Below are 12,646 nucleotides of genomic sequence, written 5' to 3'. Positions count from 1 at the left end.
GGGACCAGTAGATCCACGCCATGCGTGGATGCTGTCTGCGATCCCATCGCTGGGTTCAGCGCCGTCGTTCCAGCCACCACAGCAGTGAGGCGCACAGCACGAAGGCCAGCCACCAGGGCCAGCGCGAGCCCGGAACGGACTGCATCACCGGGGCGCTCATCGGCGTGCTGGATGCCAGCGCCTGCGAGGTCGCATCGATCATCGCCTGCCGATGCAGTGCAGGTGCCTCCTTCGGATCGAACACGTAGCGCCAGACGATGCTGTCACCATGCTGCAGGCGCTGCCAGCCTGCGTCACGTGGCCACCAGCCGGCGCAGCGCAGGGTCGAGGTCGCGCCATCGACGACCAGCGGTACTCCGTCGCCACCTTCGTTGAAGACCTGCAGCGGCGCCTGCACGCCGCACAATGCCTGCCGCTCGCCTGCCCAGCTGATCGGCTGCGGCGACCACAGCGCATCACCAGCGCCCTGCGCGCGCGCCAGCGTGGCGACCACACCGCTCCAGAGTTCACCATGGCGGTCGTCGCGGCCGGCCAGCACCCAGCGCCAGCTGTCGGTCAGTGGCAGCTGGCCGATGCGGCCCTTGCCGGCAGCGCGCCAGTCGCCGACGGCATTGCCGTCGCGATCCTGCAGCAGCGCGCTGCTGCCCGGCACCTGCAGCGCCAGGGCTTCCAGCGAGGGTAGGGTGGCACTGTGCGAACGGCGGTCGGCCTCCTCACCGTAGCCGGTCGGCAACGTGCCGGCGGCGAGCGGGCCGCGTCGTGCGGCGAGGATCGCGCTTTCGCCATCGCCGGGAAGTTCAAGGAGGCGGCTGCTGCCATCGCCCTGCACTGGCAGGCCCAGATCGCGCAGGCGCTGGCGCGCGCTGGGCGAAGGTGCGCCCGCACTGCGTACCAGCACGCCCAGTCCATCGCGCAGCGCCTGGCGCACGGCGGCCAGCTGGCCTGCACTCAACGCTGCCAGGCTGCGTTCGTCCAGCAGCAGCAGGTCGCTGCGCGCCAGCGATGCGGCATCAAGCGGAACCACGCCATCACCCACGCTGAGGCCTGCCCCGGTATCGGCCTGTACCTGCACGCGCAGACCCGCGTCCGTGGCCCAGCGGCGCAGGTACTTCAGTTCCGGTCCGGGCGCGCTGGCACGAATCAGCAGCCGCACGGGCGACGCCGGCACGGTCTGCTGTGGTACCGGCACGCTGTCCACCACATGGCCTTCAGCGTCGAGCAGGCGTAGCTGGAACACGCTGCGGCCTTCGGCACGCGCGACACCGCTGAGCTGCACGCGTCCGTTGTCGGCAACATCGGTGCGATCGACCACGCTGTCGGCCGGGTCGAGTAGTTCCGCCCTTGCGTGCGCCACGCCGTTCGCCAGGGCGCGTACCTCGAAACGCGCGCCCGGCGCGACGTCGGCCGGTGGCTGCAGTGCGACCCAGCCACGCGGCGCGGGGACCTGCTGCCAACGCACCTCCGGCGGCAACAGCGCGTCGCGGTCACGTGCGACCAGGCCGGTACCGACCAGGCTGAGCGTGGCGGCCGGATGCTGGCGCAGCGCGGTCGCCAGGTCCGGCACGCGCTGCGCACCGGGCACATCAGAGGCTTCGGGCAACAGCAGCAGTGGGCCTGCGCTGGCCGGCAGTACGCCAGCTTTGTCGGCATCGATTCCGAGCACGACCAGGCCGGCGGCGGGTTGCTGGCGGATGGGAGGCATCAAGCAGAAATACAGCAGCGTGGCGGCGATGACCTGCAGCGCGACCACTTTCCACGTGCGGCCAGGGTGCGCGGTATTTCCACGCAGCTGGCGCACGCTGGCGATGACCACGATCAGGGCGAGTGCCAGTGCAATCCACAGGTTCACAGCGGAGGCATTCATGGCTGCGCCTCCAGCGCATCAAGGTAACGCTGCCCCATCGCATCGGCGGTACTGCGCCGCATCGCCTGCGGCAGCGGACGTTGCAGCGCCCGCCACAGCTGCGCGCGCAGGCGCTGGCGACAGTCGCCGCAGTCGGGCTCGATGCGCAGCTGCTCGATGGCCGCAGCCAGATCCAATGCATCGGGCAGGTAGGCCGCGTTGCGCTGCTGCCAGCCGGCCAGCGCATCGAGATCGGGCGTGCCGGTGGCGTCGCCGAGACGTTGCCAGGCTTCGACGATCGCCGGGTCCGGCGCCGCGCGTGCGGCCAACGGCAGTTCCCGACTGGCCAGTCCGGCGCGATCACCACCCAGCCGGCGGCCTTCGTCGATCGGTGGCAGCTCCGGTCCAACCCGGGCCAGATAGATGCGTTCGGCCTGCTGCACCTGCTTGATGAAGCCGAGCGCCTTGTAGGCGAACGGCAGCGCCTGCTCCGGACGCCCTTGGCGCAGCTCGCCTTCGCTCGACCACATCTGGTCCAGTGCGGCCTTCAGCGTGGCGCGGGTCTGTGGGTCGAGCAGGGTCGCGGCCTCGGCATGGTCATGGGTGTGGCCGTATTCGGAGAGCACATCGGTGGCGCTGCCGAACACCGGTGGCGTATCGGCATTGGACGCCTTGCCGCCGTGATCGTGGCCATGCTCATCGTGCGCTCCGGCCTCGGCGCCATGGTCGTGATCGTGATCGTCGTCGTGATCGTGGTGGTCTGCGGCCGGCGTATCGCTGGTGGGCAGGTCGCTGGTCGGCGGCGGCTTCGGTGCGCCTTCGCTTTCCTCGCCCAGGAACTGGCCATAGCGCAGGCGCAGGATGCGCTGGTCGACACCGATCGCATCACTGCGTTTCACGAAGTCATCCGCGGCCAGGCCACGGCGCTGCCGGATCAACGCTTCGGCATCGATGATGATCTGCCGCTGGCTGCGGAAGTAGGCCGGCAGGGTCTTCTTGATGCGGCCTTCCAGTTCGGCACCGAGTGCCACCTCGGCGCTGGGCAGGCGCAGGATCACGCTGCTGCTGTGGCCGGTCTGCGGGGTGGGCGCATGGTTGTCGCGCACTTCCAGCTGGGCGATCACATCGTTACCGGGCTGTGCGCCAAGCGCAGCAAGATCAAGGGTGTGCGCGAAACGGCGTGCGGTGGCTTCGCCGCTGCCTGCAAGCGTGACGCTGCGCTTCACGAAGGTGATGTTCTCGCCGCTGCCCTGGGTGGTGGTGATCGACAGCGCTGCCTGCGCCGCGACACCGTAGTCGTCGCTGGCCTCGAAGCGCAGCGCCCACTGGCGTTGCCCGGGCGTGCCCAACACCAGACTGGCCGCGGGCTCCAGTACGCGCACGCTGGGTGCACGGTCGGCCACCACATCCAGCCGATGCAGGCGGGTCTCTGCCATCGCCGGTTCGCTCACCACGCGGTACAGCACCGGCGTGCGTGCCACATCCTGCGCCTGCCACTGGCCATCGTGTTCGCTCAGCGGCAACCGGCGGCCATCGTGGAACTGCAGCCAGGCCTTGTCCGGCGCGCGGTCGAAGCGCAGCGACCACGACAGCCGGCTGTCGGCGGCCACCTTGGCGTCCAAGGCATTCTGGGTAAGCGTGGCCTGGCCGGTATAGGCCGGCGCGTCGATGCGCAGGCGGGTGGACTGTAGGTGCAGTGGGCCCGCGGCAGCCGTGCTGCCAGGTGCCGCCGTACGGGCAGGCGCGGAGCCGGGGCTGGAACGTGGCCAGCCGACTGCCAGTGCAACGATGGCCAGGCCTGCGATCCAGCACAGCGCCAATGTCCCTCGCGGCGGGCGTGGACGTAGCTCCGGCATCGCGCGTTGCAGCGTGGCCAGCACATGCGCACGCTGGCGCTGCTGCAGTGGATTGAGCGTGGCGGCCTCGGCGAACAGCAGGTCCGCGCTGTCTTCGCTGGCACCGCTGCCATCGAGCTGGCGCTGCAGCCATTGCCGGTCCAGCTGGCGGGCACGTGCGGTGGCGAAGGCCGCGCAGGCGAGCAGACTGACCGTGCCAACCACGCAGGCGACATCGAAGCCGGCCAGGCGCAGCGCCAGTACCGTTGCGGCCAGCGCCCACGGCAGACCCAGCAGCAGGCTGATCAGGGCGCTTCGGCGACGCGCACGCTGCCAGGCACGCTGCAACATGTTCATGCCGCCACCCTGCGCCGGGCGCTGCTGGCCATCCAGCGTTCCAGCGCGAACAGCAGCACGATGGCCAGCAACAGCCAAGGCGTCGGCTCACGCGGCGGTGGTGTTACAGCAGGCAATGCGGCCCGGTGCGGCGCCTGGTCACGTCCATCGCCCAGCCGCGGAGCCGTGGGCGGCTGCAGCGCCAGCAGCAGGGCACGTGGCAACTGCGGATCGCGCAGCGCAGCGTTGCTGGCGGCATTCCAGTCGCCGGGCAACGTCAGCAGTTGGCCCTGGCCGATGCGTTGCTGCCATAGCAGCGGTACGCCCTCGGCGTCGCGCAACAGGATTCGGGCGCTGGCAGCAGGCTTGCCGGCACGCATGACAAGACCGCCGTCGCGCAGCCACGCCTGCCAGTTCGCCGGCAGTGCATCGTTGCGGCTCCACACGCCCATCTCGCCGCGTTCGGGCACAGCATCCTCCGCCAAGGGCGAGGGCAGTGCCTGCACGCCCCACGCGCGCTGCAGTGCGTTCAACCAGTGCTGGGCAGTGGCGGATGCCTCGCCGTGCACGCGTAGTCGAGGCAGGGCCACTGCCGTCTGCGGTGATGTGACCGGCATCGGCTGCGTGTGCCATTGCACGTCGCGCGACAGCTTCAGGCGGGCACCATCCAGGCCAGGCAAGGGATCGGGAACGTGCACGGTCAACGCGGTGCCCGCGGGCAGCTGTGCGTCCAGTTCACGCAACAGGCTGGGCAGCGATGCGCTGGATACCGGTGGCGCGTGATCGATGGCGGGGAAGCCGGGTGCCAGCCAGTGCCAGTTGCCCTCTTCGGCGGTGCCGCGCAGTGCGGTCGCGTCCAACCCCGGTGCCACTACCGTCCACGCCTTGGGGAGCGGCGCAGGGCCGATCAACGCCGGCCGCGCCAGCAACAGGGCCAGCGCGGCCAGCAACAGCAGGCGCACCAGCAGCAGTGGCCAGTCATCGAAACGGATGCGCTGGCGCGGCCGGATCTGCGCGCGCAACCAGCGCAGCGCAGCGAAATCCAGAGGGGTATACGGATGGCGCCGGGCCAGGTGGATCAGCAGCGGCAGCAGCCACGTGGCCAGCGCGGCCAGGCCCAACGGAAACAGTAAGGTCATGCACCGCCCCCACGGCCGAACAGCGCCTGCAGCGGTTGATCCAGCGGTCGGTCAAGCCAACCGGTCGCATGCGCGATGCCGCTGGCCTGCAGTCGCAACTGCAAGGCAGAGCGTGCAGCGGCAAAGCGCTGCAGGTAGTCGGCGCGGATCGCCGCGCCATCGCCCAGCAGTTCTTCGCCGGTCTCGGGATCGCGGAAACGATGCCCGCTGTCGAACGGGAAGTCGCGCTCGTCAGCCGTCAGGATCTGCAGCAGCCCCACCTCGCGGCGGGCGCTGGCCAGTTGTTCCAGCAGGACGATGCCCGCCTCATCGAAACCATCGCCGATCGCCAGCAGCAGGTCGCCCGGCCGCACGCGCTCCCACAGGGGGCGCAGTCGCTCGGCGGCGGGCCAGCTGCCGCGCGCCTGCAGCGCATGCAGTTGCAGATGCACCCGGTCGCGCTGGCGTGCACCGCTGGCGGCGGGCACCAGTTGCAGGCCGTCGCCATTGATCGCCAGCAGGCCAAATCGGTCGCCCTGCTGCAGGGCCAGTTCGACCAGGCAGGCGGCCACGCCGCGCATATGGTCCAGGCGCGTGCGCTGCGCTGCTGCGCGATCGGCCTGGCCGGCCGAGGCGGTGGCATCGAGCAGCACCCACAGCGTGATCGGGCTCTCGCGTTCCGATTCACGAACGAAGAATCGATCCGAACGCGCGTACAGCTTCCAATCGATCTGACGCAGTTCGTCACCCGGCTCGTAGGCACGGTACTGGGCGAATTCCAGGCCGGCACCGCGGCTGCGGCTGGCATGCTGGCCGATACCGCTGGCACCACTGGCCAGGCGCGGCCGCAACCGCAGCATGCGCAGGCGCGCACGCAGTTCTGGTGGCAACGTCAGCGGCATGCCTGCATTCACGCCTGGATCAAGCCGGGAACGGCACGGCCTGCAGCAGGGCGGCGACCACGTCGTCGGCACGCTTCTGCTCGGCCTCGGCGGCGAACGACAGCAGCAGGCGGTGGCGCATCACCGGCGCGGCCAGCGCCTGCACATCCTCGCGGGTGGCAGCGAAGCGGCCCTGCAGCAGTGCGCGTGCTTTCGCCGCCAGCACCAGCGACTGCCCGGCGCGCGGGCCGGCGCCCCACTTCACCCACTGGTTGATCGTGGCCGGCGCGCCATCGCCGGGCCGGCTGGCGCGCACCAGGCGGGTGATCCAGGCCAGCACGTCGGGGCTGACATGCACCTGGCGCACAGCGGCCTGCAAAGCGATCACCGCCTCGGCGTCCATCACCTTCGGTACTGCGTCGGTGGCGCCGCCGGTGGTCTGTTCCAGGATCTGCCGTTCCTCGTCCTCGCTGGGGTAATCGACCAGCACGTGCAGCAGGAAGCGGTCCAGCTGCGCTTCCGGCAGCGGGTAGGTGCCGGCCTGTTCGATCGGGTTCTGCGTGGCCAGCACGAAGAACGGCGCAGGCAATGCGTAGGTGGTGCCTGCGTAGCTGACCGTGCGTTCCTGCATCGCCTCCAGCAGCGCGGCCTGGGTCTTGGGCGGGGTGCGGTTGAGTTCGTCGGCCAGCAGCAGGTGGGTGAAGATCGGGCCCTGCTGGAAGCGGAAATGGCGATGGCCGGTGCCGTGGTCTTCTTCCAGCAGTTCGGTGCCGAGGATGTCGCTGGGCATCAGGTCGGGGGTGAACTGCACGCGCCGGAACTGCAGCTCCAGTGCCTGCCCGAGCGAGCGCACCAGCAGGGTCTTGCCGAGCCCGGGCGCACCTTCCAGCAGGCAATGGCCACCGGCCAGCAGGCCGATCAGCAGCTGCTCGACCACCGTATGCTGGCCGACCACGGCACGGGCCAGGGCGCTGCGCAGCTCATCCAGGCGCGGCAACAGGGAATCGAGGTCGGGGGTGGTCATGGGCGTGCAGGTCCTATCAATTGTTCAGCGCGTACATCACGATGTTGACGCCGAAGCGGGTGTTGTCTTCGGCCAGGAAACGCTTGTTGCGCCAGTCGTAGTCCCACTCGCAGCCGTAGTCCTTGTTGCTGTAGAGCAGGCCCAGGCGGCCATCGACCTCGATGCCTTTCAGGTAGTCGTGCACCAGGTCGTCGCCCCAGCCGTTGAGTTCGAAGCTGGTGGCGGGCGGGCCGTCCGGGAAACGGAAGAAGCTGCGGTACAGCGCGTGGCTGTTGGGCAGCTTCTGCAACGCCTTCGGGCCGAACAGTCGGCCCATCTGCGCTTCGAACGAGGTGGCGAACAGGCCGTCGATGTCGTGATTGCAGTCGTCGACGAACACGAAGCCGCCATTGCGCACGTAACGCACGAAGTTCTGTCGCTCGGCCGCGTTGAACTCGACCAGCGTGTGCCCGGCCAGGTAGCAGAACGGCGCTTCCAGCATGCGCGGGTCGGCCAGTGCCACCACGTGTTCCTGCGGGTCCACGCGCAGCGAGGTGTAGTCGATCAGCGAGGTGATCAGGTTGGATGGCATGCGCGCATCCACGTCCCAGTCACCGGAGTCGTACTGCAGGCGGGTGAACCAGAAGTCGTAGCGCGAACTGCGCGGGCCTGCCTGCGCCCAGGCTGGCAGCGCCGCCGCCGAAGCGGCAGCGGCCAACCAGCGCAGGCAGGCCCGGCGATCCATCAGACAGCGTCGGACAGCGAAGTGAAGGTGAAATCGCGCAGCTTCATCGGCGGGATCATCATCACGTAGCTGGATTCATCACCGGCCACGCGCACCGGCTTGCCCAGCTCTTCGATGTTGTTGAGCATGATCACCGGCGACTCGTTGAAGCGGAAGTTCTTCACCGGGTGCTTGATCTGGCCGTTCTCGATGTAGAAGGTGCCGTCGCGGGTCAGGCCGGTCAGCAGCACGGTCTGCGGATCGACCATGCGGATGTACCAGGTACGGGTGACCAGGATGCCCTTCTGGGTACCACGCACCAGCTCGGCGGTGCTCTTGTCGCCACCACTCATCAGCAGGTTGCCCGGCGACGCCTTGGCGGTCTTGCCCTGCTTCTGGGCCCAGAAGCGCGAGTAGTCCAGGTTGGCGACCTTGCCGTTCTCGATGATCGCCATGCGCTCGCGCGGCATGCCTTCGTTGTCCCACGGCAGCACCGGTGCGTCCGGATGCCACGGGTCGGCGATCATGGTCACGCGCGGGTCGTAGACCTGCTCGCCCAGCTTGTTGCCACCGCCCTTCTTCGACAGGAAACTGCGGCCTTCATCGGCCGAGCGTGCACTGAAGAAGTTCATCATGAAGCTGATAAGGCCCGCGGCCGCCGCCGGTTCCAGGATCACTGTGTACTTGCCCGGCTCCAGTGCCTTGGCTTCGGCCGATTCGGTGGCCTTGCGCATGGCGATGCGGATGTCCTGGTCGGCCTTGAAGTCCGCCGCGTCCTTCAGGTTGCGGCCGACCCAGCCCGAACCGCGGCCGTCTTCGGTGCGCACCGTGCAGGTGTAGTCGAAGTTGGTGGTGCGCTGGTAGGCGAAGTTGCCGTTGCTGTTGGCGGTGGCCTGGAAGCCCTGGCCGTCCTCGAGGAAGCCGGCGGCAATCAGGCCATGCCCGCGGCACGGCGCGATCGAATCGGCGGCAACCTTGGCACGGAACGCCGGATCGATCGCGGCAGTGGATTCGCTGAAGGTCGGGCTGGCGCGGTAGCTCTGCTTGCCGATGGCCGGCATGAACTCCGGGTTCTCCGGGGCCAGGCGCGCCAGGTCTTCGGCACGGCGCACCACGCGTTCCAGCGCGGCGTCGTCGAACTCGTTGATCGAGGCGGTGCCGACGCGCTTGCCGAAGGCAACGGTGACCGCCAGCTCGGTGTTGTCGACGATGCCGCTGGTGGAGACATTGTTCAGCGCGAAACGGATGTTGCCGCTGATCGCGCCGGCCAGCACGGCAGTGCACTCATCGGCCTTGGACAGGGCGATGACCTTGTCGAGGATGGCCTTGGCCTGGGCTTCGGTGAAGATACTCATGGTGTAAGGGCTCCTGACCGGTCAGCCGAGGCTGCGTGCGGTGTTGATGACGTTGATGCCGTTGAAGCGCGCGGTCGACGAACCGTGCGAGACCGCCGAGACCTGGCCCGGCTGGCCCTTGCCGTCGAAGAACGAACCGCCCAGGCGGTAGTCGCGCTCGTCGGCCACGGCGGTGCAGGCATTCCAGAACTCCGGCGTGCGGATCTGGTAGGCCACGTCCTCCAGCATGCGGGTGATCTGGCCGTTCTTGATCTCGTAGAACAGCTGGCCGCCGAACTGCGCGTTGTAGCGCTGCTGGTCGATCGAGAACGAGCCGTCACCGATGATGTAGATGCCGTTCTCCACGTCCTTGATCAGGTCCGGCACGCTCAGTGGCTGCTTGCCCGGCGCCATCGACACGTTGGCCATGCGCTGGAACTGCACGCTGGACCACGAGTCGGCATAGCAGCAGCCGTCGGACTCGGTCTTGCCGAGGATGTGGGCCTGGTCGCGGATGGTCTGGTAGTCCACCAGCTTGCCGTTGCTGATCAGGTCCCAGCGCTTGCACTTCACGCCTTCGTCGTCGTACGCCACCGCGCCGAGGCTGCCCGGCTGGGTCTTGTCGGCGAAGATGTTGACGTGCTCGCTGCCGTACTGGAAGTGCTGTTCGCGCTTGTCCAGGGTGGCGAAGCTGGTGCCGGCATAGTTGGCTTCGTAGCCGAGCACGCGGTCCAGTTCCAGCGGGTGGCCGATCGACTCGTGGATGGTCAGCCAGGTGTGCGACGGGTCGAGCACCAGGTCGTACTTGCCCGGCTTCACCGACGGTGCCTTCAGCTTCTCCTGCGCCTGCCTGGCGGCGGCGATGGCGTCCTCCTTCATGTCGTAGGAGGTGCTGTAGTTGACCACGCCGTTCGGGCTGACCACCTTGCCGGCGGCAGCGCCATCGAGGTACTCGTAGCCCAGGCCCATCGGCGAGGACAGGCCCTCGCGGGTACGGAACTTGCCGCTGGCCTTGTCGATGGCGGTGATCGTCATCGGTGCCCAGATGCGGTGCACGTCCTGGTCGATGTAGGAGCCGTCGGTGGAGGCGAAGTACTTCTGCTCGTTGACCAGGAACAGCATCGAATTGACGAAGCTGGCACCGGCGCCCATCGCCGCAGCGTTGACATCCAGCAGCAGGTCAACCTTGTCCTTGATCGGCACCTCCATGGCGTTCTTGCGGATCGGCGTACGCCAGCTCACCTCACCGACGCCCGGCGCCTTGGCCAACTGCACCGGTGCGGTCTGCACGCCGGCATTGGCCTTGGCGATTGCCGCGGCCTGCTGCGCGGCCCTGGCCACGTCGGCGGTGCCCAGCGCATTGGTGGCGGCGAAGCCCCAGGCACCGTTGACGATCACGCGGATGCCCACGCCGGTGGACTCGGTGTTCACCACGTTCTGCACCTTGTCCTCGCGGGTGATCACGAACTGCCGCAGGTAGCGGCCGATGCGCACGTCGCAGTAGGTGGCACCGGCACTGCGCGCGGCCTGCAGGGCGGCGTCGGCCAAGCGCTTTTTCAGCCCCAGGTCCAGCGTGCTCTGCAGTTGTTCGGCGGCGATCACCTTGCCGAAGAAGGAGGGCACGATCAGCCCGCCCGCGGTAAGCCCGGTCAGGGCCAGGAAGTCACGTCTTTGCAAGGCTGCTCTCCATGTCGAAGGATGGGTGGCTCAAGCGCCGAGACTGCGCGCGGTGTTGATGATGTTGATGCCGTTGAAGCGGGTGGTGGACGAACCGTGCGAAACCGCCGAGACCTGCCCGGGCTGGCCCTTGCCGTCGAAGAACGAACCGCCCAGGCGGAAGTCGCGCTCATCGCAGATGGCGGTGCAGGCATTCCAGAACTCCGGCGTGCGGATCTGGTAGGCCGCATCCTCGACCATGCCGGCGATCTTTCCATCCTTGATCTGGTAGTACAGTTGGCCGCCGAACTGCGCGTTGTAGCGCTGCTGGTCGATCGAGTACGAACCGCGGCCGTGGATCCAGATGCCGTTCTCCACGTCCTTGATCATGTCCTCGACGCTGAGCGGCTGCTTGCCCGGCGCCAGCGAGACATTGGCCATGCGCTGGAACTGCACGCTGGCCCAGGAATCGGCATAGCTGCAGCCATGCGACGCATCGCGGCCGAGGATGTGGGCTTCATCGCGGGTGGCCTGGTAGTCGACCAGGATGCCATCGCGCACCAGATCCCAGCGCTGGGTCTTCACCCCTTCGTCGTCGTAGCCGACCGCACCGAGGCTGCCCGGCTGGGTCTTGTCGGCGAAGAAGGTGACGATGTCGCTGCCCCAGCGGAAGCCGGCATCGCGCTTGTCCAGCGTGGCGAAGCTGGTGCCGGCGTAGTTGGCTTCGTAGCCGAGAACGCGGTCCAGCTCCAGCGGATGGCCGACGTTCTCGTGGATGGTCAGGAACAGGTTGGACGGGTCCAGCACCAGGTCGTACTTGCCCGGCTTCACCGACGGCGCCTTCAGCTTTTCGCGCGCATGGCGGGCGGCGGCGATGGCGTCCTCGACCGGGTCGTAGGAATCGCGGTAGGCGGTGATGCCACCGGGCAGCTGCACCTTGCCGCGCGCATCACCATCGAGGAACTCGTAGCCCATGCCCATCGGCGAAGACAGGCCGGCGCGGGTGCGGAACTTGCCGCTGGCCTTGTCGATGGCGGTGGCGGTGAACGGCAGCCAGATGCGATGGATGTCCTGGTCGATGAACGAGCCATCGCTGGAGGCGAAGTACTTCTGTTCGTTGACCAGGAACAACGTGGAATTGATGTAGTCGGCGCCCGCATTCAGCGCGGCGGCGTTGAGCGCCAGCAGCAGCTCGACCTTGTCCTGGATCGGCACCGCCATCGCATTGCGGCGTACCGGCGTCTGCCAGCGCACCTCACCCACCGACGGCGTCGGTGCCAGCTGCACCGGACGGGTCTGGATGCTGGCGTTGGCGCGGGCGATTGCAGCGGCCTGCTCGACCGCGGCGCGTACCGCCGCCTCGGTCTGCTGATGGGTGGCGGCAAAGCCCCAGGCACCGTTGACGATCACCCGCACGCCCACGCCGGACGACTCGCGGTTGGTCACATTGCCGACCTGGTGCTCGCGGGTGATGACCGACTGGTTGAGGTAGCGCCCGATGCGGACGTCGCAGTAGCTGGCCTTGGCGCTGCGCGCGGTGGCCAGGGCGACCTCGGCCAGGCGCCGGCGCTGGGCGGTATCGACCGGGGCCAGCAGCTGCTCGGCAGCGATGGCTCGGGAATGCGGCAGCAGCAGGCCGGCCAGGCCCAGACCGGAAACAGCCAGGAACTCACGTCGTTGCACAGCGTTTCTCTCTCTCGCTTGCGTGCGGTTGGCAATGGGCCAAGCCGATCACGTCAACCCCTCGACTTTCGCCAGCGCAGCGGCTGCGGGCAAGTGACTGCAGTCATGGTTGGGGAGGGTTTCGGCAGGGCTTGCAGCCCTGCACCCGCCGAATCAACGTCAACGTCAAAAGCGGGCGTTCCGAGGGGTGGCGGGGCGGTGTCGGAGTGCGGGGACGCCGCAAGTACGTCCCT

Annotated in this window: 9 protein-coding genes; all 9 read right to left on the bottom strand. The window is 68.2% G+C overall.

The features are described from left to right. Positions 1-55: 55 nt before the first annotated feature. Genes SSKA14_RS01550 through SSKA14_RS01510 form a run of 9 tightly spaced genes read right to left on the bottom strand, consistent with a single transcriptional unit; the run spans position 56 to position 12,413 of the window. Positions 56-1,864 carry a hypothetical protein gene (locus SSKA14_RS01550; protein WP_008265208.1) on the bottom strand — a complete coding sequence of 603 codons (1,809 nt, stop codon included), beginning with the start codon at positions 1,862-1,864 and terminating at the stop codon, positions 56-58. Continuing rightward, positions 1,861-4,035, bottom strand: coding sequence for a hypothetical protein (locus SSKA14_RS01545; RefSeq protein ID WP_008268589.1), 2,175 nt, complete (start codon positions 4,033-4,035; stop codon positions 1,861-1,863). Before SSKA14_RS01545 ends, SSKA14_RS01550 begins: the two co-directional genes overlap by 4 nt. Next, complete coding sequence (locus SSKA14_RS01540; RefSeq protein WP_040006744.1) at positions 4,032-5,153, bottom strand: BatA domain-containing protein; 1,122 nt, start codon at positions 5,151-5,153, stop codon at positions 4,032-4,034. The genes SSKA14_RS01545 and SSKA14_RS01540 overlap by 4 nt, the downstream gene beginning before the upstream one ends. Then, the gene (locus tag SSKA14_RS01535) at positions 5,150-6,046 is read right to left on the bottom strand and encodes a DUF58 domain-containing protein (RefSeq protein ID WP_008268168.1); all 897 of its coding nucleotides are present in this window, start codon (positions 6,044-6,046) and stop codon (positions 5,150-5,152) included. The genes SSKA14_RS01540 and SSKA14_RS01535 overlap by 4 nt, the downstream gene beginning before the upstream one ends. A gap of 7 nt (positions 6,047-6,053) precedes the next feature. Further along, a complete protein-coding gene (locus tag SSKA14_RS01530; protein WP_008264657.1) occupies positions 6,054-7,037 on the bottom strand; it encodes a MoxR family ATPase in 984 nt (327 codons plus the stop codon). A gap of 16 nt (positions 7,038-7,053) precedes the next feature. Then, positions 7,054-7,761 carry a DUF4159 domain-containing protein gene (locus tag SSKA14_RS01525; RefSeq protein ID WP_005421001.1) on the bottom strand — a complete coding sequence of 236 codons (708 nt, stop codon included), beginning with the start codon at positions 7,759-7,761 and terminating at the stop codon, positions 7,054-7,056. Then, positions 7,761-9,095, bottom strand: coding sequence for a TldD/PmbA family protein (locus SSKA14_RS01520; protein WP_008268415.1), 1,335 nt, complete (start codon positions 9,093-9,095; stop codon positions 7,761-7,763). The genes SSKA14_RS01525 and SSKA14_RS01520 overlap by 1 nt, the downstream gene beginning before the upstream one ends. A 21-nt stretch (positions 9,096-9,116) precedes the next feature. Next, entirely contained in the window at positions 9,117-10,751 is a 1,635-nt protein-coding gene (locus SSKA14_RS01515) for a TldD/PmbA family protein (protein WP_008268687.1), read from the bottom strand. Positions 10,752-10,781: 30 nt separating this feature from the next. Next, the gene (locus tag SSKA14_RS01510) at positions 10,782-12,413 is read right to left on the bottom strand and encodes a TldD/PmbA family protein (RefSeq protein WP_008268759.1); all 1,632 of its coding nucleotides are present in this window, start codon (positions 12,411-12,413) and stop codon (positions 10,782-10,784) included. Positions 12,414-12,646 lie beyond the last annotated feature (233 nt).

Source organism: Stenotrophomonas sp. SKA14 (assembly GCF_000158575.1).
Lineage (GTDB): Bacteria > Pseudomonadota > Gammaproteobacteria > Xanthomonadales > Xanthomonadaceae > Stenotrophomonas > Stenotrophomonas forensis.
This window is presented reverse-complemented; position numbering and strand designations above follow the sequence as displayed.

What these genes read in the sequence shown, in the direction of transcription:
- SSKA14_RS01530 (WP_008264657.1), bottom strand. Translation starts at nt 7,037, where the DNA reads ATGACCACCCCCGACCTCGATTCCCTGTTGCCGCGCCTGGATGAGCTG.
- SSKA14_RS01550 (WP_008265208.1), bottom strand. Translation starts at nt 1,864, where the DNA reads ATGAATGCCTCCGCTGTGAACCTGTGGATTGCACTGGCACTCGCCCTG.
- SSKA14_RS01540 (WP_040006744.1), bottom strand. Translation starts at nt 5,153, where the DNA reads ATGACCTTACTGTTTCCGTTGGGCCTGGCCGCGCTGGCCACGTGGCTG.
- SSKA14_RS01520 (WP_008268415.1), bottom strand. Translation starts at nt 9,095, where the DNA reads ATGAGTATCTTCACCGAAGCCCAGGCCAAGGCCATCCTCGACAAGGTC.
- SSKA14_RS01525 (WP_005421001.1), bottom strand. Translation starts at nt 7,761, where the DNA reads ATGGATCGCCGGGCCTGCCTGCGCTGGTTGGCCGCTGCCGCTTCGGCG.
- SSKA14_RS01545 (WP_008268589.1), bottom strand. Translation starts at nt 4,035, where the DNA reads ATGAACATGTTGCAGCGTGCCTGGCAGCGTGCGCGTCGCCGAAGCGCC.